The 25,270-nt window shown below is 58.3% G+C and carries 24 protein-coding genes and 3 pseudogenes; 17 read left to right on the plus strand and 10 right to left on the minus strand.

Annotated features, from left to right (window positions below; translation table 11 throughout):
- Positions 1–11: 11 nt before the first annotated feature.
- Together X726_RS139650 and X726_RS139645 are read right to left on the minus strand one after the other, a co-directional pair.
- Positions 12–983 (minus strand): type II secretion system F family protein, encoded by a 972-nt coding sequence (locus X726_RS139650; protein WP_023673361.1) that lies wholly within the window; start codon positions 981–983, stop codon positions 12–14.
- Positions 983–2,365 (minus strand): CpaF family protein, encoded by a 1,383-nt coding sequence (locus X726_RS139645; protein ID WP_023673362.1) that lies wholly within the window; start codon positions 2,363–2,365, stop codon positions 983–985. Before X726_RS139645 ends, X726_RS139650 begins: the two co-directional genes overlap by 1 nt.
- A 529-nt stretch (positions 2,366–2,894) precedes the next feature.
- Between X726_RS139645 and X726_RS139640 the strand changes: the two genes are divergently transcribed.
- From X726_RS139640 to X726_RS139595, 10 genes are all read left to right on the plus strand, one after another.
- On the plus strand, positions 2,895–3,107 hold the full coding sequence (locus tag X726_RS139640) for a Flp family type IVb pilin (RefSeq protein ID WP_023673363.1): 213 nt from the start codon (positions 2,895–2,897) through the stop codon (positions 3,105–3,107).
- Positions 3,108–3,202: 95 nt separating this feature from the next.
- Positions 3,203–4,240, plus strand: a complete 1,038-nt coding sequence (gene cpaB, locus X726_RS139635) for a Flp pilus assembly protein CpaB (RefSeq protein ID WP_023673364.1) — start codon at positions 3,203–3,205, stop codon at positions 4,238–4,240.
- 50 nt (positions 4,241–4,290) lie between these two features.
- Positions 4,291–5,736, plus strand: coding sequence for a type II and III secretion system protein family protein (locus tag X726_RS139630; RefSeq protein WP_031215532.1), 1,446 nt, complete (start codon positions 4,291–4,293; stop codon positions 5,734–5,736).
- Positions 5,737–5,740: 4 nt separating this feature from the next.
- A complete protein-coding gene (locus X726_RS139625) occupies positions 5,741–6,022 on the plus strand; it encodes a hypothetical protein (protein WP_023673366.1) in 282 nt (93 codons plus the stop codon).
- Positions 6,023–6,092: 70 nt separating this feature from the next.
- Positions 6,093–7,610 carry a pilus assembly protein TadG-related protein gene (locus X726_RS139620; RefSeq protein ID WP_084630960.1) on the plus strand — a complete coding sequence of 506 codons (1,518 nt, stop codon included), beginning with the start codon at positions 6,093–6,095 and terminating at the stop codon, positions 7,608–7,610.
- 7 nt (positions 7,611–7,617) lie between these two features.
- Positions 7,618–8,109 carry a TadE/TadG family type IV pilus assembly protein gene (locus X726_RS139615; RefSeq protein WP_023673368.1) on the plus strand — a complete coding sequence of 164 codons (492 nt, stop codon included), beginning with the start codon at positions 7,618–7,620 and terminating at the stop codon, positions 8,107–8,109.
- A complete protein-coding gene (locus X726_RS139610) occupies positions 8,103–8,738 on the plus strand; it encodes a TadE/TadG family type IV pilus assembly protein (RefSeq protein WP_023708246.1) in 636 nt (211 codons plus the stop codon). Before X726_RS139615 ends, X726_RS139610 begins: the two co-directional genes overlap by 7 nt.
- Complete coding sequence (locus X726_RS139605) at positions 8,735–9,898, plus strand: AAA family ATPase (protein ID WP_031215534.1); 1,164 nt, start codon at positions 8,735–8,737, stop codon at positions 9,896–9,898. Before X726_RS139610 ends, X726_RS139605 begins: the two co-directional genes overlap by 4 nt.
- The gene (locus X726_RS139600; protein WP_031215535.1) at positions 9,882–10,481 is read left to right on the plus strand and encodes a L,D-transpeptidase; all 600 of its coding nucleotides are present in this window, start codon (positions 9,882–9,884) and stop codon (positions 10,479–10,481) included. Before X726_RS139605 ends, X726_RS139600 begins: the two co-directional genes overlap by 17 nt.
- Positions 10,478–11,071, plus strand: coding sequence for a hypothetical protein (locus X726_RS139595; RefSeq protein ID WP_023673372.1), 594 nt, complete (start codon positions 10,478–10,480; stop codon positions 11,069–11,071). The genes X726_RS139600 and X726_RS139595 overlap by 4 nt, the downstream gene beginning before the upstream one ends.
- A gap of 21 nt (positions 11,072–11,092) precedes the next feature.
- Here X726_RS139595 and X726_RS139590 read toward each other — a convergent pair whose 3' ends face one another.
- Positions 11,093–11,632 (minus strand): hypothetical protein, encoded by a 540-nt coding sequence (locus X726_RS139590; protein WP_023673373.1) that lies wholly within the window; start codon positions 11,630–11,632, stop codon positions 11,093–11,095.
- 226 nt (positions 11,633–11,858) lie between these two features.
- On the opposite strand from X726_RS139590, the pseudogene X726_RS1000000169955 reads away from it, so the two are divergent.
- Positions 11,859–12,800, plus strand: a pseudogene (locus tag X726_RS1000000169955) (IS630 family transposase).
- A gap of 484 nt (positions 12,801–13,284) precedes the next feature.
- Here X726_RS1000000169955 and X726_RS1000000169960 read toward each other — a convergent pair.
- The 4 genes and pseudogenes from X726_RS1000000169960 to X726_RS139575 all read right to left on the minus strand — a co-directional run.
- Positions 13,285–13,499, minus strand: a pseudogene (locus X726_RS1000000169960) (IS30 family transposase); the annotation flags it as partial.
- 1,301 nt (positions 13,500–14,800) lie between these two features.
- On the minus strand, positions 14,801–15,043 hold the full coding sequence (locus X726_RS1000000172070) for a hypothetical protein (protein ID WP_023673379.1): 243 nt from the start codon (positions 15,041–15,043) through the stop codon (positions 14,801–14,803).
- A 225-nt stretch (positions 15,044–15,268) separates the two neighbouring features.
- Positions 15,269–15,385: pseudogene (locus X726_RS1000000170865) on the minus strand (ATP-dependent DNA ligase); the annotation flags it as partial.
- 551 nt (positions 15,386–15,936) lie between these two features.
- Positions 15,937–16,137: a hypothetical protein gene (locus X726_RS139575; protein WP_023673384.1), complete on the minus strand. Its 201-nt coding sequence runs from the start codon at positions 16,135–16,137 to the stop codon at positions 15,937–15,939.
- Positions 16,138–16,228: 91 nt separating this feature from the next.
- Here X726_RS139575 and X726_RS139570 point away from each other — a divergent pair, with 91 nt between their 5' ends.
- From X726_RS139570 to X726_RS139560, 3 genes are all read left to right on the plus strand, one after another.
- On the plus strand, positions 16,229–16,432 hold the full coding sequence (locus tag X726_RS139570; protein ID WP_023673385.1) for a CsbD family protein: 204 nt from the start codon (positions 16,229–16,231) through the stop codon (positions 16,430–16,432).
- Between the two features lie 457 nt (positions 16,433–16,889).
- Positions 16,890–17,027, plus strand: a complete 138-nt coding sequence (locus X726_RS1000000172075) for a hypothetical protein (protein ID WP_245272178.1) — start codon at positions 16,890–16,892, stop codon at positions 17,025–17,027.
- 799 nt (positions 17,028–17,826) lie between these two features.
- Complete coding sequence (locus tag X726_RS139560; protein WP_023673387.1) at positions 17,827–18,042, plus strand: hypothetical protein; 216 nt, start codon at positions 17,827–17,829, stop codon at positions 18,040–18,042.
- Between the two features lie 2,258 nt (positions 18,043–20,300).
- Here the strand turns inward: X726_RS139560 and X726_RS139545 are convergent.
- Entirely contained in the window at positions 20,301–21,182 is an 882-nt protein-coding gene (locus X726_RS139545) for a hypothetical protein (RefSeq protein WP_156940736.1), read from the minus strand.
- Between the two features lie 524 nt (positions 21,183–21,706).
- Positions 21,707–22,384 carry a hypothetical protein gene (locus X726_RS139540; RefSeq protein WP_023673395.1) on the minus strand — a complete coding sequence of 226 codons (678 nt, stop codon included), beginning with the start codon at positions 22,382–22,384 and terminating at the stop codon, positions 21,707–21,709.
- Positions 22,385–22,743: 359 nt separating this feature from the next.
- Here X726_RS139540 and X726_RS139535 point away from each other — a divergent pair, with 359 nt between their 5' ends.
- Together X726_RS139535 and X726_RS139525 are read left to right on the plus strand one after the other, a co-directional pair.
- Positions 22,744–23,085, plus strand: coding sequence for a hypothetical protein (locus X726_RS139535; RefSeq protein WP_023673396.1), 342 nt, complete (start codon positions 22,744–22,746; stop codon positions 23,083–23,085).
- A gap of 816 nt (positions 23,086–23,901) precedes the next feature.
- Entirely contained in the window at positions 23,902–24,084 is a 183-nt protein-coding gene (locus X726_RS139525; RefSeq protein WP_023734668.1) for a DUF3606 domain-containing protein, read from the plus strand.
- 210 nt (positions 24,085–24,294) lie between these two features.
- Here X726_RS139525 and X726_RS139520 read toward each other — a convergent pair whose 3' ends face one another.
- On the minus strand, positions 24,295–24,621 hold the full coding sequence (locus tag X726_RS139520; RefSeq protein WP_023673400.1) for a hypothetical protein: 327 nt from the start codon (positions 24,619–24,621) through the stop codon (positions 24,295–24,297).
- Between the two features lie 158 nt (positions 24,622–24,779).
- On the opposite strand from X726_RS139520, the gene X726_RS139515 reads away from it, so the two are divergent.
- Positions 24,780–25,070 (plus strand): hypothetical protein, encoded by a 291-nt coding sequence (locus X726_RS139515; protein WP_023673401.1) that lies wholly within the window; start codon positions 24,780–24,782, stop codon positions 25,068–25,070.
- Positions 25,071–25,270 lie beyond the last annotated feature (200 nt).

Below are 25,270 nucleotides of genomic sequence, written 5' to 3' on the forward strand. Positions count from 1 at the left end.
ACTCGCTCCTGTCAGAAATCGAAATTGACCATTCGATACATGATATAGTCTCCCAACAGCGCCCAGCTTCCAAAGACCACGAATGCAGGCGTAATGAGAGGACTGCCCCAGACTTTGCCGTAGTAGGCGGGTGCGATCAGCCAGAGCGCCCCAAACATGACGAGCGGAAACAAGGAAATGATCCAGGCCGAGGCCCGGCCTTCGGCTGACAAGGCCCTGATCTTCAACCGCAGTTTCTGGCGTTCCCGCAGCACGGTTGAGAGATTTGCCAGGATTTCGGTAAGATTGCCGCCGGTCCTCGCCTGAATAGAAAGGGACACCGATAGCAAATTGAGTCCCTCGAAGCCGACCCGTTGCGTTAATTTCCGCACGGCCTGCTCCATGCTCAGCCCGAAAGTAATCTCGTCAGCGACAATGCCGAATTCCGTGCCAAGCGGGTCAGGTATCTCGCGGGCAACGAGACCTATCGCAACTGAGGCAGGATGGCCTGCGCGCAATGAACGAACAATCATGTCCAGTGCATCGGGCAATTGCCTGGCGAATTTCTGAATCCGTTTGTTACGTGCCCGGCGCAAAACAAGAACAGGCAAGGCAAAGCCCACCACCAGCAAGATGATGAAGGCGGCCGGCGCCGAAACGTGCAGGAAAAGCCAGAGCAGCAAAGCCGACGCCAGGCCGGCCAGAAAAAACGACGCTGCGAAGGTCATCGGGTTTCCGGTGATGCCGGACTGGGTATAAAGCCTGTTCAGCGAGACAAAGCCGAAGATAAAATCTCCTGAATCCGTCAGGCCGCGTTCTCGCAGCAAACCTTGCAAGGTTTTTTCCGCGGGTGCCTCATCAGCGAGACGGCGGAGCCGGTGGTTCACCGCCACGAGTCGGGAGCGGCGACCGGCCAGCGAAAGGTAAAGGGCTTCCGCGGCAAGGATCACCGAAGCCGCCGCAAGCATGTAGATGAAATAAAGGAGCGCCTGACCGGTAAGCATCAGAGGGCGGCCTGCGGGTTGAAGGCATCCTTGGCGAAATGGAGCCCCAGCGTTGCGGCCTCTGGCGCGAAGCGCGGACGGACACCGGTGGCGCGAAAATCCCCGATGATCATTCCATCCGCGGCTACATCGCGCCTCACGAAGTGATAGATTTCCTGCAGTTGGACGACATTGCCTTCCATGCCGGTAATCTCTGAAATCGACGTTACGCGCCTGCCGCCATCGGCGAGTCGCTGCGTCTGCACGATGATGTCGATGGCCGAAGCGATCTGTGCCCGGATGGATTCGTGCGTCATCGGCATGCCGGCCATGCCGACCATCTGCTCCAGACGAGAAATAGCGTCGCGAGGCGTGTTGGCATGGATAGTGGTCATCGACCCCTCATGGCCGGTGTTCATGGCCTGCAGCATGTCAAAGGCCTCCTCGCCGCGAACCTCGCCGACGATGATGCGGTCCGGCCGCATGCGAAGCGCGTTCTTCAGCAGTTCGCGCTGACGAACCTCGCCTCTGCCCTCGACATTCGGTGGCCGCGTCTCCAGACGGCCGACATGCGGTTGCTGCAATTGCAGTTCGGCCGCGTCTTCGATGGTGATCAGGCGCTCTCTGGCCGGGATGTAGCTTGAGAGCGCGTTGAGCAAGGTCGTCTTGCCGCTGCCGGTGCCGCCCGAGACCAGGATCGACTTGCGCGCCTGGACGGCGATCCGCAGCAGCTCGATCATTGGCGGACGAATCGAATTGAACGTCATCAGGCGCTCGAGCGAGTAGGGGTTCTTGGAGAATTTGCGGATCGACACCAGCGGGCCGTCCACGGAAATCGGCCGCACCGCGATGTTGACGCGCGAGCCGTCTGCCAGGCGAGCGTCGACCATAGGCGCCGATTCATCGACGCGCCGGCCGATAGCCGACACGATCTTGTTGATGACACGCAATAGATGCGCCTCGTCGCGGAAACGGATTGCCGTCTCCTCGATCACGCCGCGCCGCTCGATGAAAACGCGCTCATGCGTGTTGATGAGGATGTCGGTGATGGAGTCGTCCTTGAGCAGCGGTTCGATCGGCCCGAGGCCCAGCATCTCGTCAGCGGTGTCGCTGGTCAGCTGATCCAGCTCGCGGGCGTTTAGCGGCACGGCACGGGTGCGAACGAACTCGCGCACGATCGGACGGATCTCGTTCAGGATCTGATCCTTGGAGGCTGTTTCAAGAGCGGACAGATTGAACCTGTCAATCAGGTGTCGATGCAGCTCGACCTTGAGCGTCAGAAAATCATCGCCATGCGGTTCAACTTCATGCGGCGGGGCTAGTGCCGATACGCTTGCTGGCACCGGCACTTGCTGCTGCAGCGCCTGCGGTTCACTCGGTCCCTTAATAAACCGCCCCAGCATAATCCCTTATCCCCCGCTAGCCCCTTATTAGCGGAAACTAAACGTTAACCAAGCGAGGCACAAGCGCTGGAGGGTCTCACGTGACCCCAATGCTTTCAACATAGTTAAAGAGGACGCCAGAAAAATATCGTTTTATTTCGACCCGCGCGCTTAACCCTCTACCCAACTTCCACCTCACGGGACCTTTCATGCCGAAACAAATGAGATGCGGGTGAAAAATCTCCGTAAACCCTTAGATATAAAGGGATATGCAGGCATGCTAATACTGCTATCGTTTTGCCTTGGCTGTGGCCAAATTGTGAATGAATGGTTAAGAAGGATTGAAAAATCAGCAGAATCAAGCTCTTGTAAGAATTCAAGTCGCCCTTGAACTCGCGAGCATAGGTATTGGAAGGTTAAGGAATTGTTAATCCCGTTTGACTCTGCTTTTTCGCGAGCCTTAGGATTGAGATGACGGGGGATGCTTGGGTATGGAGTTCATCCTGGCTCTGTCTCGTCGGGTTTGAAACCTCCAGAGGGAGAAATTGACATGAAAAAGCTCATGACGATGACCCGGCAGTTCCGCGACGACGAAAACGGCGCTGCTATGGTCGAATATTCTATCTTGATCGGCATCATCGCGGTGGCCTCTATCGGGTTCATCATCGGCATTGGTTTCTGGGTCACTGGCCGTTTCAGCGGCCTTTGCGACGCCATGAACACCTCCGGTGTCGGAACTTGCTCCAGCGGTGCCGGTTCTTGATCGTTTGATCGGCATCAGGCCCGGGTTATCCAACCCGGGCCTGAATTCAGTCGTGGCGGGCGAATTCCCGCTCTATTGGCTGGGGGCTTGGGGTTATGCGCGCCAACACACTTATTATGATAGTCCTCGCCGGCGTCTTCGGGGTGCTGGCGGTCGTGCTGATCAACATCTGGCTCGCTGGCCAGCGTAGTGCTTTGGCTCAATCAAACGGCAAAGGCAATACGATCGTTGTCGCGGCACTGCCGCTGAAGTTCGGCGACACATTGAGCGCCGACAAGTTGCATGAGATCGCTTGGCCCGCGGGCGCAGTCCCGGCTGGAGCGTTCAAGACCACCAAGGAAGCCTTGGCCGGCAGTGGCGCAAGGCAGGCGCTGCAAGCGATCAGCACCAATGAGCCGATCCTCGGCAGCAAGATTACCGGTCCAGGCCAGCGCGCCACACTTTCGGCGGTGCTGGGTGAGGGCATGAAGGCCGTATCCATCCGCGTCAACGACGTGCTTGGCGTCGCCGGCTTCGTCTTCCCGGGCGACCGGGTTGATGTGCTGCTGACGCGCTCGGTGCGCGGCGATGACGGTGCGGACAAGAGTTTTGTCGACGTTCTGCTTCAGAGCATGAAAGTGCTCGCCGTCGACCAGGTCGCTGACGTAAGCAAGGACAACCCGACGGTTGTGAAGTCGGTGACGCTTGAAGCCACCACAAAGGACGCGCAGAAACTGACGCTGGCCGCCGGTGCGGGGCAGTTGTCTCTTGCACTGCGCCAGGCTGCCGCCAACAAGGGCGAGACAACCGAACGAGTCACGCTTTCCGACCTGAATGGCGAGACGCCGGACGATGTCGCAAAGAGGCAGGCCGAACTGGACAAGCAGGCCGCAGCCGACGCCGCAGCCGCAGCCGAACGCCAGCGCGCAGCTGACAAGATCGCCGGATTGGAAAAGGCCGTGGACAGGGTGGGAAGCCAGCTCGACGAGTTGAGCAAGGTCAAGCCGGTGCCGGCCGTGGTGACGGCACCCGCATCAAAAGAAGTCGTCAAGGAAGTTATCAAGTATTTGGAGCCGGAACCGCCGAAGAATGTTACAGTGGGCGTCTTTCGCGGCGTGAAGCTTGAATCCTATGACGTGCCGCGACAACCATAAAGGGATGCGGCGAAGCGGGGCAGCCGGCGGCAGCAGTTTGGGAGATGGGGATGCAGGGGTTTTGGATGAGGGTAGCGGCGGCCGCACTGTCCTGTTTGGCTGCGCTGCTGACGTCGATTGCGGCGGCTGAAGCAGCCGACCGGTTCATCGACGTATCGAACCCGAGCGTCCATCGCATCTTCCTGCCGATGTCACAGTCGGTGACGCTCCAGGTGAGCGCCAATCTCGGCGACATCGTTGTCGGCGACGAGAAGATCGCCGATGCCCAGCCCATGACCGACCGAACGCTTTATGTCATCGGCAAGAGCGCCGGCACCACCACGGTCAATCTCTTCTCCCCGGAAAAGCGTTCGCTGGGCGTCATCCAGATCGAAGTCGGTGTCGACGTCAGCGACATGGCGCAGGCGATCCGCCAGGTGGCGCCCAGGGCGCGCATCGAAATCGGTTCGATCAACGGCAAGGTCAGGCTCGGCGGCCACGTCAAGGATGGCGCGACGCTGGCATCGATCCTGGAGGTGGCGCAGCAATATGGCCCCGACGCCATTATAAATTCCGTCATTGTCGACGACAGCCAGCAGGTCAATCTCGAGGTGCGCGTGCTGGAAGCCAAGCGTAATGCCGGCCGCGACCTCGGTGTGTCGATCAAGAGCACAAATCGCAGCGGCACGACCCGTACAGGCACGGGCGTTGCTGCCGTCGACGAAGATGATGTGGTGCTGGGGCCCGGCAACCTGATCACCGGCCTGCTGTCGAACACCAATCCCTTCGCGGCGCTGATCACCCGCGTCATCGACAGCAACATCAAGGTCGATCTGATCATCGAAGCACTCGAGGCCAAGGGCGTCGTGCGCACGCTGGCAGAACCCAATCTCACCACTCTGTCCGGTGAGCCAGCCAGCTTCAACGCCGGCGGCGAAGTGCCTATCCGTGTCGTGGGCAATGATGGCCAGATAACCATCACGTATAAGCAATTTGGCGTAAATCTGCTGTTCACGCCGGTCGTACTCGACGACGGCAAGATCCATATGAAGCTGGCGCCGGAAGTGAGTGACCTCACCGGTTTCACCACCGCCGGCGACCCGATCTTCACCAACCGCAAGCTGGAAACCGTCGTAGAACTGCGCGACGGCCAGAGCTTCGCGGTCGGCGGGCTCCTGTCCAGCAAGACCACCAAGCTGCAGAACCAGGTGCCGTGGCTGGGCCAGGTGCCGGTCATCGGTGCGCTGTTCCGCAATTCGAGCAACCAAAAGGAAGAGACCGAACTGGTGGTTATCGTCACGCCGCACATCGTCCGGCCGGTGAAGCCTGGCGAGCAGCTGGCGACCCCGTTCGACAAGACACGGCCGGCCAATGACCCGGAGTTCTTCATCCTTGGTCAGCTCGAGGTGAACAAGGACATGATCCGAAAATATGAAACGGGCGACGGCGTCACCGGCCCCTATGGCCACATGCTGGACTTCAAATCGAAGGACAAGATGCTCTATGTCAAGAAATAGCGCCTTGATCCTCATTCTGTGCGCCGGCGCCCTATCGGGCTGCGCTGCGGACTATCTGAACCACTACGACACGGTCACCCTGGCCGCCGGCGACACGCAAAAATTCAATTCGCTGGCGCAGACGGTGGATCCGTTCAATCCCAACGCGAAGAACACACATATCGAAGGCGACGGCGCCCGGGCAGCCGCTGTTGCACAGGGCTACAAATTTCCACCGCCACCACCGCCACCGCCTGCGATAACGGTCAATGTCGGCGGGTCGGGTGTGACCAACGGAGCGAATTGAACAGAAGGATGCGGTTGCATTGCGCCGGGCGAGCGAGGGGCCTGGTGCAAAGGAAGCAGAGAGTAAGGTCATGTTGGGGACCATTAGGGCGTTCTGGAACGATCAACGCGGCATAGCGATGATCCTTGTCGCAATCATGCTGCCTGTGCTGGTTGGCTTCGCATTGTTGGCCATCGATATGAGTCGGGCCTACGGACTGCACAATGATCTTCAGAAGGGTGTCGATGCGCTTGCGCTTGCGACAGCCGCGGAACTGGATGGCAGATCGGATTCGATCACCCGAGCCAACCTGGCGGCGTCCACTCTTCTGACCGAGCAGAAGACTAAGTTTTCGACCGTAGGCGATCATACGCTCGCCCTGTCTGACGTGACCATCAGATATCTGACCGGAATACCCGCCAGCGACGACACAAGGTTAGACGCTAGCGGCGTCGACTCCAACGGCGTAACATGGGCCAGCACCGATCCTAAAGCGGTGTCATTCTCCTTGGTGACGGTGAATGCTTCCGGCCTAACTGATGGTGCGGGTGCCTTCGCAACGATCTTTCCAGCAAGCTTTATCGGCAGCAACGACACCATGGACATCCGGCCACAGGCCGTCGCCGGGTTCAAGCAATCGATCTGCGAAACGATCCCGCTGTTCATGTGCAACCCGTTCGAGACGAAAGACCCCTCGACCAGCAAGACCATCCAGCAGGCTTTCGCATCAGGCGACACCTATGGTCGCGAATTTCGCATCCTGAAGGCCGGCAACAGCCCCGGTCCCGGTAATTTTGGCCTGCTCGACAACAACCTGACCTCGCTACGCGACGCAATAGCGATGGGAACGGCTGGCACTTGCTACAGCCGTGATGCGATTACCACGAAAACCGGTGTCACCTTGGGTTCGGTCAACACTGGACTGAACACGAGGTTCGATCTGTACAGTGGCTCTCTCAGCAAGAACATGAAGGATTGGGCATACCGGCCGTCGAGCAATGTACGCAAAGGCCAGAAGACTGGCTGCACCAAATACGACCCCGTCGTGGATAACACTGCTTTGCCCCTTCCTCCTGGCACCAACTACGTCGACGCGAACGGCATGTCCGACAAGATCGCAGCGCAAAACTTCTGGACCAGCTACTGGTCGGTCAATCACGGGACGGCCTATCCAAACGTCCCCAGCGCAACCAATCCGACCGGCAGCAAAACTGCGCCTGCCTCGCGATACGACGTCTACCAATACGAGATCTCGAAAGGCCTCGTCGGGGACAAATCGAAAGCGCCGACCAAAGAAACCGGCACGCCGTCATGCTACAAAGGCGACAACCCGACGCCGGACCCCGACCGACGGCTACTCAACATGGCAATTGTCGATTGCTACGCCAACACCGCCAAGATCAACGGTCACATCGCGATCAAGCCGGATGGCTATGCGAGCGTATTCGTGAACACTCCAATTCAGAAGCAGGATAATACCAAAGACCCCGACGACCCTTCGGCTGGTGAAAAACCAATCAGCCTGGAGATCGTCGACGTCGATGGCGGCTTTGCCAACAACACTCTGGTCGACAAAGCATTCCGCAACGAAGCCCAGCTGTACCGGTAGAGCCGACATGACCAAGCTTGGCCACATCATCAGGCGGTTCCAGGGCGACGAAAGGGGCGCCGCCTTGGTGGAAGTCGCGATTACCGTCCCGTTCGTATTGCTGCTATCGGCCGGTGTGTTTGAATTCTCCAATATTCTGAACACGCGCCTGCTCCTTGCAGCAGGCGTCGAGGATGCAGCTCGCTACATGGCGCGATGCAGTAGCGACTGGGACACTTGCAAGGGGTGGGCGCAAAACCTTGCTGCCAAAGGGGCAGTCGTTGGCGGCAGTGACAGAGTGTCTGGATGGCTTCCTGCGACAGTTGACATTACCCCTACGTCTACGCCTGCGACCGATGTATCCACGGGCGCCCAGCTTTATCTCAGCAACACCAGCATGGTCGTCGTCGTAAACGTCAGTACATCCTATGCTTATCCGGACGTTGGATTCTTGTCGTATCTTGGCTTTGGTGCCCTTACCCTCAGTGTCTCCCATCAAGAACGAGTCATCGGATGGTGATGGGAAACCAAAGGTTTTGCGCGGAGCAGTCGGGCACCGCGATGGTCGAAATGGCCATCGCTCTGCCATTGCTATTGACGCTTCTGCTCGGCTTCGTCGATTTCGGCTACGCCTTTTACCAATGGAACGCGGGAAACAAAGCTGTGCAAGCTGGCGCAAGACTGGCGCAAATTTCTGGTCCTGTAGCACTCGGCCTTCCATCTGAAACGATAACGCAGGCCGATGTGACCAAAGTCGGCACCGCAGTGCCGGCCGGCACGTACGATTATGTCTGCACTGCAAGCACGGCAGGTGTCGCCTGCTGCAGTATCGGAGGAGGCTTGTGCCTACCCGCGAATGCGAGCCAGGCCTCGTTCGACGCAATCTATGACGGCACGGCCAACCGTGCCGGAATGGAAGACTACCTGCCGATGCTTGAGAAAGCGCAGGTGCGGATCGAATACGCCGCCTCCGGCCTCGGCTACTGGACGCGCCCCAGTGGCCCGGTCCCGACCATCACGGTCAGCATCACCAATCATCCCTTTCAGTTTTTCTTCCTGGCCGGGCTGCTCGGATTCGGAAACATCACCATGCCCTCCATGCTGAGCACGGTTACGGGCGAAGACATGAAGAGCACGTGGACACCATGAACGCCATCAACACCAAGGTTACACCGACCAAGCGAAAGCAGGTGGCGCTGTTCTCGTCGGATGCGAATTTCAAGCGCGATGTGGCGACGCGCCTCGATGCGCTGGCGATCTACGACGTCAGGGTTTCCGAAACCGGCGACTTCCTCAGGGGGCCGCCCGCCGACACCCGCCCAGGCATCGTCATCCTCGACCTCGGCAATGGCGAGTTACTCGGAAGGCCGGGCATCGTCGAAGCGCGCGCCCTTTGGGCGACCGTGCCGCTGATCGCGGTCTCCGACGAGCTATCGTCGGAGCAGACGCGCGTGCTGGTGCGCATGAACGCTTCGGACTGGCTGCACAAGCCGCTCGACGGCAAGGAACTGCTCAATGCGGTGACTTTCCACGACACCGGCAACCAGGGAACGAAAAGCCGGATCATCACCTTCATCAGCGCCAGCGGCGGCGCCGGCGCGACCACGCTTGCATTGTCGGCGGCCGAATTCCTGGCATCGAAATCGAAGGAACGCGCGGCTTCCACCTGCCTGGTCGATCTCGATTTCCAGAGCGCCAATTGCGGCGCCTATCTCAACCAGTTCAACCAGTTCGACCTCGGCGGCATCATCGGCCAGCCGGAGAGGCTCGACGTCGAGCTGATGGATGTCATCAAGCTCTCGCGCCCGTCTGGGCTGACGCTCTATTCCTTCGAAAGGCCACAACTGCCATTCGAGCCGCAGGGTAGTGATTTTGTCTTCCGGCTCCTGGACCTCGTCGCCTACCGGTTCGACGACATCGTCATCGACCTGCCGAACATCGAAACGCGCTGGCACAATTCCGTGCTGTCGACGAGCGATGAGATCTTCATCGTCTTCGAACTCAACGTCGCCTCGCTGCGGCAAGGCAAGCGGCTCTACAAGAAGATCCGTGAATTGCGTGGCAATGCTGTAAGCATCACGCTGGTCGCCAACAAGCACAAGCGCAAATGGTTCGGGAACCACTTTTCGCGCAGCGAGCTGGAAAAGATTTTCAAGGCGCCGCACATCAAGTCAGTCGCGCTGGACAATGCGCTTCTGACCGATGCCTTGAACCGTGCTATCCTGCCTGCCGAGGTGGATGGGCGTGCGCGCTTCAACAAAGACCTGAAGCGGATGTTCAAAGAGCGGCTCGATGACGCTGCCAAATAGGTATCGGCCAAGTAGGTATCGGATTGGCCCGGGATTGGCCTGCGTCATGGGCATGGCGCTGGCGATGTCGGTCCAGGACTTCGCCAGCGCCCGATCGGCACTTTCGGATCGGCCGCCGCTGCCGGCAATGGGCCCCAGCCTGCGCAAAACTGTCGCCTTCGAAACCACGGAACAACCCGGAACGATCGTTATCCGCAAGGGCGAGAAAGCGCTTTATTTGGTGACCCGACAAGGCCAGGCGCTTCGCTATCAGATCAGCGTCGGACGGGACGGATTTGGCTGGACCGGGATCGTCAAGGTGGGGGCGAAGACCGAATGGCCGGAATGGCGCCCACCCCGGGAAATGCGCGCCCGCCAGCCGGAGTTGCCGCAAATGGTGCCTGCCGGTCCCTACAATCCACTCGGCGCCAGGGCGCTCTATCTGCTTCGGGACGGGCGTGACACGCTCTATCGGATACACGGAACCAACGATCCCGAAGGTGTTGGTTTCGACGGAACATCGGGGTGTTTTCGCCTTACCAACACCGATGTGATCGATCTCTTCAAGCGCGTCGCGATCGGCGCAAAGGTGGTGGTTCAATGACGATGATCAGCGAACCGGATATGCCGGCAATCGAGATTGGGACAGCAGCCCGCATTGGAGAGCAGGCTGTCGTTGGGAAACCGGGCGACAAAAGCATTATCGGCGCGGTCATCATCGGCACGTCCCTGATCACCTTGGTAAATATTGTAGCCGCGGTTTATCTTTACCGCGGCATCAGCGATATGCGCTTTTTGGAAGGGCGACTGGAACAACTCGGGACGTTCGAACAACGAATCGGCGGCCGGCTGGACACGGTCAACAACGGTTTTCAGAGCCGATTTGAAAAACTGGACACTCAACTGCAGAGCAGCTTTGGCGAAATCAACCGGAGCATAGCCCTGCTGGAACAGAACCAGCCTATTGTCCATGACGAAATCACGTCGAGCGCAGCGGAACCTTCCGTCGACACGACCAGCAGCATGGTGGAGGCGCCTGCTGTTCTCGATGGTGAAGACGCGACCGAGCCCAGCGTTGTCGATGCGCCGCGTCCGCCCAAAAGGAAGATTGCAGCTGCAGCGCCTGCCCCAAGTCCCGACTACCAGCGCATAGAGCAGGCCGACGGCAAGGTTTACTACCGAAAGATCAACTAACGCCGGAAAAATGGGGCTGCCTTAGAGATCTCGCTGCAGAGCAACAAGCCTCGCGGCCAGCGCTCCGGATCGCTCTCGAGCTTCCCTGAGAAAGACAACATGACAGTAGGCGCATGCTGTCAGACCCAGGACCAGCACAAGGCTGTTCTTCAAGGTGAAATCGACCATTAGCGAGAAGGGAAGCCCCCCGGGTACCGTGAATGAGGCGATCGTGCTCGCTGTTTCGGAATGGCTGGTGACAGCGATCATCAACCCGGCGAAAAGCAGGGCGACGTGATTGGCAAGAAAGAAGAAGGCAGCCGACCTTCTTGTGCGGCACGCCGTCCAGCAAACGATCGACGCGGCAGCCAGGATGGAGGCATCAACGACCATCGACCCTCCCAGACAGACATCGACCTGTTGCCAAAACATCGTCGACAGCGGCCTTAGTTCAAGCCAAACCCGCCACATTGTGGGGCTGGCCGGATATGCTCCCAGCAAGAAAGTCGCCATGCGCTCCCCTGCAAGGATCAGCAGGATCAGCGATGGGAAGGCAAAGAGCATTATCGACTTGCGCTTCATGTCACCCTCAACAATCTTGCCTTCAAGATAGATTGCAGAGATTACGCGAGGCTTAACGGAGCGGTGGTGATTCTGTGGTGGCGCGGCCAGTCGGGCATGGCAGCCTGCAAGAGCCATTCGCGTATGGCGCAGCCATTAGAGCGGTTCACGACTTGATGGAATCGAAGGGGATCCCCGCTTTGTCGATTTTGTGATTCAAGATGCTGGCTGGAGTGGAGGCCAGCATCTGATGACTCGACCCCTTTCCAATGATCTTCGCGAGCGGGTTGTGGCGGCGGTTTTGAGTGGTGAAAGCCGCCGGTCTGCCGCCAAACGGTTCGGTATTTCGGTTTCGGCCGCGGTGAAGCTGTTGCAGCGCCATGGGACTACCGGCTCGGTGGCACCGGGCAAGATGGGTGGGCATCGCAAGAGGGTGCTGGAGCCGCACCGTGCCTTCATCGAGGCGCGTATACGTGGGACGCCACATCTGACGCTGCACGGTCTGAAGGATGAGTTGGCCGGTCGCGGGGTCAAGGTCTCGCACAACGCAGTGTGGCTGTTCCTGCGCCGCGAGGGGCTGAGCTTCAAAAAAAACGCTGTTCGCCCTTGAGCAGGCGCGCACTGATATTGCCCGCAGGCGCCAGCGATGGCGATCTTGGCAGACCGGCCTTGATCCGCAGTGCCTGGTCTTCATCGATGAGACGTGGATCAAGACCAACATGGCTCCGCTGCGAGGCTGGGGGCCGAAGGGCAAGCGGCTGCGCGGCTTGGCCCCGCACGGCCACTGGCGCACACTGACCTTCCTTGGCGCGCTGCGCTGCGATCGGCTCGCGCCTTGCGTCTTCGATGGGCCAATCAACGGCCAATGCTTCCGGGCCTTGTCGAGCAGCAGCTCATCACCGTGCTGAAGCCCGGCGACATCGTCCTCATGGACAACCTGGGAAGCCATAAGTCGGCCGCCATCAGGCAGATGATCAAGGCTGCCGGCGCAAGGCTCTGGTACCTGCCACCTTACTCTCCCGATCTCAATCCAATTGAGCAGGCCTTTGCCAAGATCAAACATTGGATGCGCCAGGCTCAAAAGCGCACCGTCGAGGACACATGGCGTCACATCGGCCACCTCGTCGAAAAGGCAGCCGAATGCAGGAACTACTTCGAAAACGCCGGATATGCTTCCGTCAAAACGTGAAGGGCTCTAGTTGTTTTGGCTGAGGACGAGCGTAACCACCTTAGGCTCGGCTCGCTGCAGACATCGTTCCGGAATATTGGGCCACATCGCCTTGGCGCATCGCTGATCTTCGCCTGGGGCCGTCGCAAGCGAGAGTTCTGCGTTACCGGCTTCGTCTGCGGTCGACAGGAATACCTGCGTGGCGAGCGCAGTCGCCATAGATACTTGGACGAGGATAAGGGCGTAGGCAAATCGTCTGATCATCTGCTCGCAACGTTCAATCCGCGAAGTGGTTCCAACGTGCGACCCGCCGATGTAAACCCGATCACGATTCTCGAGCCTGCGCCCTGCCCGTCCTCAGCTTTCTTAAGGACAACCCTTCGTCATCTCCTAGCTCCACCTCCTGAGGCAAGATCTCACCCATAGATCCTATCCAAAACCGTTCACTTCCAGACCAAGGCAAGGTTTGCCTCAACGGCCGATATGAAGCGGTGGGTTCAACCGGTCATCGCAACACGTTCCGTAGGCTATCGGCCGGCGTTTCGAAGTCCAGGGTTTTTCGGGGGCGCTGATTGAGACGCAGAGCGATGGCGTCGAGCTGGTCCTGCAAGACTTGGGAAAGTTGGTTGCCCTGGGGAAATACTGCCTGAGCAGGCCGTTGGTGTTTTCGTTGCTGCCGCGTTGCCAGGGATTGCGCGGATCGCAGCAGTAGACCTGTAGGTAGGCCCCACGTCGGCCCAATCACTATGAATTGGCTTCGCACCAAAAATCCATGTGTGAGATGTAAGGCAAGAACCCCCATCNACGTCGGCCCAATCACTATGAATTGGCTTCGCACCAAAAATCCATGTGTGAGATGTAAGGCAAGAACCCCCATCGGAGTCTGTGAGTTCGGCCTGGAGGATGATACCACCCCCGAACAGGCGTCATCGATCATACAGAAAGATGACGCACGACAGTCGCCAGTGATCGGGACCGACGAGACCGCGAAACAGATAGTCGCTCTGCTTCAGCGCGTCTCTCGCTGATTTCGTCAAGTTGCTCGCTTCGGGGGAGCTTCCAATCCTAGACGAGAAGACTGATCGCCAGCGAAAGCGACGGCATCTGCTTCATATTCGAATGCTCGGGAATACGTTTCACCGTTCCTCCCTATGATGCGAACAACCCACTCGCCCAACGAATGGCGGATCTCTAAGAAGAGGGAAGACGAAGGCGGCGGCCGGTACGTGACGCTGTGCAATGCCCTCGGGAGGCCTGTCCCGCCAAAATCGGCACCATCGGAGGAATGAACTTCACGCATGCACTGACTCCCGAGACCGCGAGTCAATTAGCGCGTGCTTAATTAGTTCCAGAACGTTTTAACGAATCGTTGACCGCGCTGTCCCATTATAGGACGGCGCGGTCAAANCTGATCGCCAGCGAAAGCGACGGCATCTGCTTCATATTCGAATGCTCGGGAATACGTTTCACCGTTCCTCCCTATTATGCGAACAACCCACTCGCCCAACGAATGGCGGATCTCTAGGAAGAGGGAAGACGAAGGCGGCGGCCGGTACGTGACGCTGTCCAATGCCCTCGGGAGGCCTGTCCCGCCAAAATCGGCTCCATCGGAGGAATGAACTTCACGCATATGCACTGACTCCCGAGACCGCGAGTCAATTAGCGCGTGCTTAATTAGTTCCAGAACGTTTTAACGAATCGTTGACCGCGCTGTCCCATTATAGGACGGCGCGGTCAAANCACAATTTACCAGCAATGGTTGAATCAACCGTTACTGCACGTGCTTTCAATGGCGCTTCCCTGATCGTTAGACTTTGACGGAACAAACAGGGGACTCACAGGTTCGGCGTTTCGAGACTCGACCGATGGAAGCGATCTTCGATGACATCGCCAACGCCCTCAGAGCGCCCCGCCAGGACGTGTGGCGCCCTGTCCGGCGCCTTCGCCATCGATATGGCAGGCAAGCTGTTCATGGGCCTCGCTATCGGCCTAGGTGTTGGCTTTGGAATGGCGCTGGCTGGTTAGCGTAGATATGCCCCGGCGATGCGCTGCGTGAATGCCCGCTCGACTCCAACAACAGCCTCATCGTTCGTTTCGACTGTTCCGCACGCGCCGCCGTCATCGCAGGTCCAGAACCAAGTGCCTGCGGCTGGGCCGTGCATCATCTTCAGGACGCGGCCGACCTTTTCCTGCTGGAAAGCTGCGGCGAAATCGAAGGGCGCCGTCTGCCCTCCTATGACGGTCCGCGACCAGGCCAGCCACACGCGAGCACCCCGGCCGAGCACGAAATTGAACGCCTCATCCTACTTGTCGAACGTCTTAAGAATTGCGCTGCCGTCGACGACCTGAAAGCCTCGTTGATAGGCGAAGCGGACGGTAGGGCGATCTGCTGCTGGCATGGCTCCGATATAGCGTTCAATCTTCCTCGCGGAAATCCTGCAGTGAGGCATGACGCAGGTCATCCTCGCCGCGCAGGNCCGATATAGCGTTCAATCTTCCTCGCGGAAATCCTGCAGTGAGGCATGACGCAGGTCATCCTCGCCGCGCAGGTGCTTCACGCGGCCGATCAGCCCCGGCTTGACCCATTGCGCCGCCGCCCGCTTCATAATGCCCTTGTGCGCCGTGGCCGTCACCCGGATTCGGGATCGAGGAAACCTTTTCCAAGCTTCGCTGTCAGGGTTCCATGGCCCGCTTCTTCTTCGATCTAACCGACAACGGAACCCCTTACCCGGACACCGAAGGCACCGAGCTTGCAAGTCTGGACGCGGCTGAAGATTAGGCGGCAAGGGCGCTGTTTGAAATCGCAAAAGAACAAATGGGCGGCACATTCCGCCAAGTCGCCTTCCGAGTTCATGACGGCACCAGCATTTCGCTGTTTGAGGTGAAAGTCACGTGCGAGGTGACGCGGGCTGGACATTCCGATGCCAGACTGTTGGAAGCCTGACGACTCATACCTCGAAAGCGCTCGCCGGAACCACGCCGGACGTCGGCGAACTCAACTCCCTACGTAAGGCCATCGACGAGACACGCCGCGTCCTGGCTGCGTCACGGAAGCTCTTGGAACAGATGGCCGAACGCGAAGACCCCCGCTGCCAGGTTGAGGCGGCTTCTATGGGAATCCGCTCATCTTGACGCCAGAGCAGCGCTGGCAGGTTCATCAACCGGCTACCCTCAGAAGCAGTGCGACACCGACCCCATAAGGGATGAACACAGCCGCCAATGCGACCCAGATGCCCGGATCGGCGAGCACGTGCATTTCCTTGCGAAGTTGTTCCATACGACCCAACGGCAAAAGGCCGGCTGTGTTCCCAAAAAGGAAAAAGGCCGGCGCACACAAGCGGTCGACGGGCATTTCCATTGCTAGATCACCAGCAAGCGCGCTTACCTGCAGCGGAACCTGACAGCCATACGACCGTTATTCGAAAGGACAACGAAAGGAGATCGCCATCATGGACTGGAATCGCGTCGAAGGAAATTGGAAGCAATTCAAAGGTAAGGTCAAGGAGCAGTGGGGCAAGCTCACTGATGATGATCTCGACCGCATAGCCGGCAACCGCGATCAGCTCGAAGGTACGATCCAGGAACGCTACGGCATTGAGAAGGATCGCGTGCGGCGAGACGTCGACGACTGGTATGGTCGACAAGACTCGTAGGATAGGACAGTTGAACCTAGTCAAAATAAGGGCGCAGTCTACAAACCGCGCTCTTTTCGTGTTCCCGTGCGCCGTTCGGCTCGACCTTGAACAATCGATTTTTGGGAACGTGTCGGCTTCCAGTTGCGTTGATCTTCACAATGGAGGTCGTAGCAATGTCCATCCACAAAGAGGACTATCGAACGAACAGGGCTGACTACCTGATAGCGAAAAGGCCAGATCTGGTTGAGAAGATCAAGCCGAAAAAGAAGATATTGCGTAGTGACGATCAGCGTTCCGCAAAGTTATTAGACGACTCCTCTTCGTTATCCGTGGGGCCAACCTCACGCCGTTGGAAATCGTAGAAAGTCAAGAGGAACATTTTAGCGATATTGAATGTTCGACTGTCTATGAACAGTCGTACCGTACTCTCAGCAGACCAATCAGAGCAGCACGAGCCCTACTGAACTGGTCGCGTGTGCGACTTGCCGCAAAGGCAGATCTTAGCGAAATGGCCATCAGCGATCTTGAGAACGGATTCAGGAAATCGCGTCCCCACAACATCGCGGCGATCCTCTGTGAGGTTTGTCACAGACGCATCGACGTATTGGCGTAGGCTACGTGCAGTTTCCTGCACGGGTAAGGGAGTGGTCCCGATGCTTGTAACTTCCTATGCTTGTGAATTTTCCTCTTGTCGCCGTTGCTCCCTTCCCGATCGGGGCCGTCATCGAGCCGAGCAGAAGGGGCTGTTGAAGGCAACGGACGAGTTGAGCGAGTCACCAGACGACGTGCTCAGCTACATCGGGATTTCCCGTGACTACATCACGGCGTTTGCGTTCCGCAGCCCGGCGTCGAGACGTAGGGGCTGAGCAATAAAAAGCCCGCCACTGTGAGGCAGCGAGTTCTCTTCCGGAAATGATGAGCTGCCTTTTACGGCGGGCCTTCATGGGGCGGGGTTGCGGATGTCTCTGGCCGGACATTCGACGTCATTGAAGCGAGGCACTCCTCCAGACGTTCCAGCCGCGCCTTGTGGCATCGCAGTGTGTGCGCGACGTCATGCAGCCTGGATTTACCCTGAGAGTTGGCGGCAGCGATCAAGTCTATTTGGAGCCGACTGATCTCGCTCCGCAGATCGCGAGCGTCAGCTTCCATCAGACCCTTGATCCATCCAGCCCCGCGCATTCCAGCACACCATCCACCGAGCCCTGCGTCGCACGATAGCAGCGAGTTTGCTAACAACCATGCCATGGACCTTCTCGAATTTTATGCATTGCTAATATATAAAAAGTCCGCCACCGTCAGGCATCCGGGCAGTTTTTGCCCGTTCGGATCGATCTGTGAGGTTTGTCACAGACGCATCGACGTATTGGCGTAGGCTACGTGCAGTTTCCTGCAGCGGTAAAGGGAGTGGTCCGATGCTTGTGAACCTTCCTATGCTTGTGAATCTTCCTCTTGTCGCAGTTGGTCCCCTTGCCGATTGGGTCCGTCATCGAGCCGAGCAGAAGGCGCTGTTGAAGGCAACGGACGAGTTGAGCGAGTCACCAGACGACATGCTCAGCGACATCGGGATTTCCCGCCACGACATCACGATGTTTGCGTTCCGCAGCCCGGCGTCGAGACGTTGGGGCTGAGCAACAAAAAAGCCCACCGCCGTGAGTCAGCGAGCCAAATTACTCGAGAATTAAACTGGATCGTTCCAGGTTCTGTAGCGCGGGAAGCGTCGCCGGTCGCCGAACACCCGGCCGAGGATGCGAATGCAAGAAGATGGCCCACGGCCGCACACCATGGAATCGATAGGAACGTCTCCTCCAGACTTCCCTTGGCGGCAAAGCGGCCCCATAGCCTCGCCCGTGATTGTTGCGCCACCTCAGGGATTGCGGATGACCGCCTCCAAACACAGCGACCACAACGCACCCGTCCAGTTCCGCGTCTGGATCAATGATAAGGCTTTCAGCCCGAAGCTCGGGGTAGGTGTCGGTCACCGCAAACACGTTGTAGGCCCACTTGCTGGCGGCACTGCGAGGCAAAACTGCTGCCTAAGGCCACAGCATTGAGACCACGTTTGTAGGCAAAGCTTCGCCATCCGCCGAAGCGGCGATATTCTTCAACATTGAGATTGCCCCGTTGGGCTCGCGGCTTGATTGCCGCTGGGGCAGCGTGGGGTATTTGTTTATAGACCGCGACATCGCCGAATGGTTCGCGGTTCGCTCTGCCGAACAGAACAACGGCGAGGCAGTTGTTGTGACGGCAAAGGTCCGGAAGGCCGGCGTTCGGCTTGCAAAGGCCAGTGAGAAAGAGGTTGTGACCGTGCCGAGACGGTCGCGGTATCAGATGCCGTCGACGTTCTCTTGAGCCGCGACGGAAATTCGACTAGTCGAGTCAGCCGCTTCCGAGATCGCCTTGCGCAATTAGCTGATTCTAAAGAGCATGATGTCGCATCAGCTAGCGCTATCCATCCATAGAAGACGCTTTCAAGCTCGCCGTTGATCTGGTCGGCAGGAATGCCGGCCTTCTCGGCAGCTGTCATCAACTGGTCTTTCAAGTCGCCAACCGAGATGCGGTCTCCCTGCGCCACAATGGGCAGTTGTTTGGCTACCCACTTGTCGAGAAACTTCAGGCCACGGACGCTCATTTATTAGCAACCTCTCATCCTTGACACCGCACCCGCCCCGGGCCGGGTGACACCCGATCGCTTGAGCGTGACGATTCCCTCCTATGGCTTCCCGCATTCGGTTGTCGATTCGACTTCGAAGGCCGTGATCGGCTTCAGTCGGCCCGGTCACGCGCATCGACGGCGACAAGGTAACCGTCAGCCTCCGGCCACTGGTGACTGTCGACGCCGAGCACGTGCGGGTTCGCCACGGCGAAAAAAGCCGATTGTTGACAAAGCCTAACGGCGCTGCTTGAGGAGATCAAAGGCCTCGTCGCAGGGCAGCCGCCGGAAAGAATGGGATTCGGGCCGCTTTGGATAACTATGCGGTTCCCGAGCCAGCACCGCGACAAGTACCGAGCAGTCGAGTTCCTCGTTGAACGAAAAGTGCGGGTCGGCCTCTGGCAAGATCTGAGCCAAGCGTAGCGATTTCAACCTGGCTGTCTTGGCGGCACGTTCTGTGCATTCAACCTCATTGATCGCTTTCGCGGACCGCACTGCACCTCGGCGTTCTCCCAGCCAACACATTTCCTGGTAGCCTCATTCTCACCTCCCCCCAACGCAAATTTCTACATTCGGATGAACCATGTCGCCCTTCATTCTGATGAAGCCCAAGCTCAAGCAGCGGACCAGATGGCCGCGATTGTGGGCTCGCACCGACCGGCGAGGTGATGCGAGCCCGGCCGAGTCTCGCGGGACCCTGGACAGGGACAGCGCCGAGTGGCTGGTGTCGGCGCTCCTCGAGTTCCTCATGGAAGGCAAACACCCAGAAAACACCAAAGATGACTGTTGAACCGGCCGCTGACGCCGCCAGAGGCCGCGACCAAGTTGTAACCGCCATTTTTGAAGGCATAGCAGCAGCCTATCAAGCCATGCTCTATGAAAACAATGATCCTTTGGACAATTGCGCGACCTTGCAGAGACGGCACTAGCGTCGCTGGAGTCGAGTGCTTCAGAGTGGTGCGTAAGCCGCCTTTGCTGCCTGCACGGTTTCGGGCGAACCGTGCAGGTTGCCCAATGGGGCGAAAGTGGAACAAACAGGGGATTCACATTCCCGGAGTTCCGATCTAGAATCATTCCATGGAAACGGTGTTCGATGATATCGCCAACGCCCTCAGAGAGCCCCACTCAGACGTGTGGCGCCCAGTCCGCGCCTTCGCCCTCGATCTTGCCGCCAAGCTGTTCCCTGGCCTCGCTGTCGGCCTAGGCGTTTGCTTTGGAATGGCGCTGGCTGGTTAGCTATCTCGCTGCGGCCGACTGAAGTGCGACAGCAGCAAAATCTGCCGTTGAGTTTCCCGAAAACGTAGCAGTCTCTGATTCAGCGGAGGTCGAACTTGTTGATGCATGGATGCCAAGGAAATCCTTTCCACAAAGGGCACTAAAATCTTCGGTGACATTGCTCATGGACCCGGAGGTGGTGCCGGAAGCGATGAGCGAGATAAAAGCGATGCCATCGGCTGGAATGGTGATGGTAATCCTGTCGCCGCTTTCTGCAGCTATCGCGGCAGGTATCTCAGAAGCTCCAACCACTCTGTAAATCTGCGCCGTGACAGACAGGTTGCCGCCATCAAAAGTGAACCCGATGTCGGTCGACGTTGTGTTTTCCAATATGTCGCCGCTGCCGGCTGATATGAACCAGATCTCGGAATTGGCGCTTGAGGGAACATCATGACTGCGCACCAGGCGCCTTGCCGGAAGGTCGCCGACAGTGACGCTATCCAGCGTCCGCAACTCCCCGAAAAATTTCCATGAGACTTCGAGCCAGATATCCCGACCGGCAGCAACAGCACCAAGGTTTCTCGAGGGCGCCTTAGCCGTGGGGCCAGGGACGAGCCCGCCAGTATTAAAGGACGAGACAGCCGAGACCATGATCGGTGACGCGCGCCGTAAATTCTGAAAGCCAATGATCGCCGCCGTGATCGCCAACCCGCCAGGACAAGGGCAATCGCTATCCAAACAACTGACCGGCGTCGATTTCGCATCGTTGCCCCAACCCAGGGGAAATATCAACGTATTAGCAACTGCTTGTATTTCTCGTGAACCAGGATCATTCTTGCCGCACGGAGGCCACCAGTAACGGTGGAAAAGGGGAACGTCATGGAATCCGTTTGCTACGCCCAAAGCTCGATCTGTTTGCTGTCGCTCTTAGTCAACACCACGATGGCGCTTATTGTTTTGACGCCATTCGCAGCGACGCGCCTGCTGGTGTTGAGGATGCGCGCGGACTCGGGCCGAAACCTTCAACTCGCCTAAGGCGCCGTGGGCAAACCACGTTACCGAGGCGCAGATCATGCGAATATTTCTGTTGATCCTTGCCGCTGTCGCCGTGTTCTACATCTGGGACAACGTGGCAAACAAAGGGCTGTACACTGCCCAGATTAAACGCAGCGTGGGTCTAGTCGCAGGCTTCAAACTCATAAACTAGCGCATCGCGGTTGGTTGCACATCATGGGCAGAAGGTTGCCGCAACCATCAGACTGCACCGATGTGGGCCATGAAATCGGCAATGACGGTGGCCCTCTCGGGTGCGCTCGGTGCCGTCGAGAACGTTGCAACCCCAAAAATCTTGCGGTCGAGATAGCCGCCAACCGATTTGCGGAGGCACATCTTGCGCGTCGCCAAATCTTTGATGGTATTACCCGACGCTACGGACGCCTCGATGCCGCCATTGACGGAGAATAGAGGCTCCCGCCTTCGTGGCGCCATGTCGTCACCACAGGCACGCCGGTCGAAATGGCAGTACTGGCAACCTGCCAAGGGTACGACACGAAATTCGATCCTTGGACAATCGGCCCCCCGGATAGAAGTGCCATTTGCAAATAACCAGCGTCGTCACTCCACAGGAAATCATTGTTAGCGGCGTTGCCTGCGCCAGTGTTGTTGGTGTCGATGGCATCGATGTAGCCCGAGCAGATCACAAAGCCGGACGACAGCCCCACGAAATTGGAGATGCTCGCGCCTATCAGTTGGCTGGTGATGCCGTTGAAATCGGCGCATGTCCGGCTGTTTGGATCTGCAGTTGTAACGGCCGGCTGCGCACTGGTGACCCCAATCTTCTCGAAGTACCGGCCGCCGCCGGTCTGGTCCTTGAAGGAATCGGTGCCGGGCGTCGGAATCTTCGCCCTGGAAGGGTTGTCGATGTTGGCTTCGATCTTCAGTGCTTCGAGCCTGCCGCTCAGACTCCGCCGAGCGTCGGACTCTTTGCGGTAGGCATTTTCCGCCGCGACGAATTCCGAGGTCGGTCTCGGGAGCTTCAGTGCTGATCTGAAGTAAGCGGCGCTGGCCGTTTTCGAAGGGCGAGATATCTTGGCAGCGATGTTCATTGCCATTATGTCCATCGCAAACGCGATGCGTCCCGTCGCGTTTGTCACTTTTGCCGAAAATATTCCCGCATAGCCGCTACGTCGGCTTTCCATCTGCCGCCGACGGGCCGGCCGAAACCTTTCCGATCTTCTGGCCGAGAACCTCGGCGGCAACCGCCGTCTCGACCCAATCTCCAGAACCCCGATCCTCGAACTCCGTTCGATCTCAGCGACGAGCGCCGCTATTTGCGCGAGTTGGCGTCTGATCGCTGCGAGTTTGCGCACGGTGCTCATGGGCACGTCTCGATCGATGCCGGAACCAAAGTCGTTGAGCAAAGTTTCCTTACCGAAGGGCGTTTTAGGTTTTTGGAGAACTCGAAATGAAGACCATCATCCTTGGCGCATTGGCGCTTTGCTTGGCTGCGCCTGCGGTCGCGTCCGCAGAAGAAGGCATCGTCTTCCAGACCCAGCGACATCACCACCGCCATTATTGGGACGACAACAATAACGACCGTGTGGTCATCTATCGGAACGGACACCGTCTCCATCGCCGCCATCATGGCGAGCAGGCGTTTTACGACAATGGCGAGCGCGCCTGGCGCCGGCATCATCACCGGTCCAGCGACTTTGTGGTCACCGGATCGATCAACCGTCCGATGCATCACCGCCGTCACGTCGTCATTCAGCAGGACGACAACAGCGATTATGACACCGACTATTGATCGCAGTCTAACGGCCCGGCCTTCGACGAGAGCCGGGCACCGGAGGGAGGGGTTTCGCCATGACGATGCTGTTTGAACCCTTGGACTTGGACGGTCACAAGCGCAGCGAGCTTTACCATGCGGCGCGGTTGTCGATCCTCCAATGTCGTGTGTTGACGCGCTTCGATCGGGTCGAAGAGGCTGCCGATAAGGTGCAAGCAGCGGCTGAGTTGTTCGCTGAGGCGACTCGACCTGTCGGAAGCACTCAAACGCCGGTATGTGAGCGCCAAGTCGGCGGCGGAACCGGCAGGCGGCAACGAGCGTTGCCTTTGCATGGTCGACTATCTCAAATCGGTACTGAAGGAACTGTGTCCTGCCTGGCTCATGCGGAAGGCGGGCGTCGTAGACGTTCGCCCTGTTGAGCAGCAGCAGCCATAAGCGATCTAATAGGTGCGGCGCCGCCGACGCGATATCGTGGGCCGGTGCGGTCCGAGCCCCCGACCACAGGCTTAACGAGACCCGCGACGCAGAAAGTTCGAAAAACTTCCAGGAACCCCAGCCAAACAATTCATCAGGCAAATCATGAAGTTAGCGAACAAGGCCGCGACCGAACCGTGTTGCATCGGTTTTCCCGCTCTGTAACGCGCAAACCCTTGCATTCCGGGCTTGTCCCGTCCTGTACCTTGTTGTCATTGCAACATGACTGCAACACGGAAAGGCGGATTGTTCCCGTCATGTTCGCCAATGAAGGCGCGCCACCCATAGCCGATTGCGGCGCCAATTCTTTCCTGCAACTATCGGCAGGTCCGTGGACTTGGACGCGACATGGAGAGAGCTATGGCTGACAACAAATCAAATCGGGGAAAGCAAGATCGGGCCAGGGTGTCCACCAGCGAGCCTTACGAGGTGAACTACTTCGCCCGGAAGCACGCAATCACAAAGGATATGGCCTTGAAAATAATCAAGGAAACCAAGGGCAACAGGGACAAGGCAAACGCCGCCGCTGAAAAGCTCAGGTAAAGAAACGCGACATGACAACAGAAAAAACCCGCCGGAATAGAGAAACCCGCCGCTGAGAGGGGGCCCAGGGCGGCGGGTTTCTTCACCTCGAATAGAGCGGCCACTTTCCGGAGAAGACCGCGCACGACATAAACCCGCAGAGGCGGCTCCTTGTTCCAGACAATTTTAAGAACCAGCCTGTCGAGGACTACATGGTGCTAGTATTTCATCTTAGGGCCTCTCCACCAGCACTTCCTGAGATTTCAGATCCTCGCCCCAAATCACGGTTTCACCGTGGGTGTCCGGGCATGGCTCTGCGTCCGCGCCTTCCTCGTCGTCGACGTTGTCCAGCTCTAGATCATCAAGGCAGCCAAGCGACGGCTCATCGTCTGCCGTTTCCTCCAGATCGCAATCAGCCTGCATGAGATCCAGTGCCGTTATCAGGCTCATGGCACGGTCTAGGAGGTCGTTCAGGCGCTTTTCTACGGACTGGCGCCATATGCGCGCGTCGGTTCCCTGCGGGCATCCCGTGGGCTTTAGAACGCGAAGGGCGGTCATGACACGCGCTCCAGATCGAGGAAGGTCAGCGCCGTCATCATTCATCACGGTGTCTGGCGCTACCGGCAGCGGGACATGGTGGGTGTGGCCTCGTGCCTCGTGATGGCCGGCATGAGCGCCTATATGCCGTTACGCTAGCGCCTTTTCGTGAGGAGACAATGGGCAAGCATTTCCGCGACGAAGAGATCGAGGAATTCCTAAAAGCCTACGTCGCGAAGTTCCCGGACGCCGTAGAGCGAATGGAACATGTCATGTTGAATCCATTCGACGATAATGACGAACTGATGTCCCAGAACTTCCGCGAGATCTATCGGGTCGCACAGTCGATGGCATTCTTCACGGCATACGCGGCGCATGAGCCGAGTGCGATCCATGGTTTGGTCAGGGACGTTGCGAGACGTGTGTCGGATGGGCTTGGCCCTATGGGATCGAGAAAAATCAAATATTGACGCGCCGCCTGGCTGAGGCCTGGATAGGCAAGATGCCCCACCGGAATCAGCCGGTGGAGCTCTTAGAACAGCCCACTCAGGGACTAGCTGAAGGGGCTGTTCGGCGGTGTGACCCGGTAGTGTGCTGAGAGTTCTGCAAATTCGCTGAGAGGGGGCGGTCATGGCAGGCTGGTGATTGTTCACGTCACCTGATTCCCGCG

The organism is Mesorhizobium sp. LSJC285A00 (genome assembly GCF_000503155.1).
In the GTDB taxonomy this organism is placed as follows: Bacteria; Pseudomonadota; Alphaproteobacteria; order Rhizobiales; family Rhizobiaceae; genus Mesorhizobium.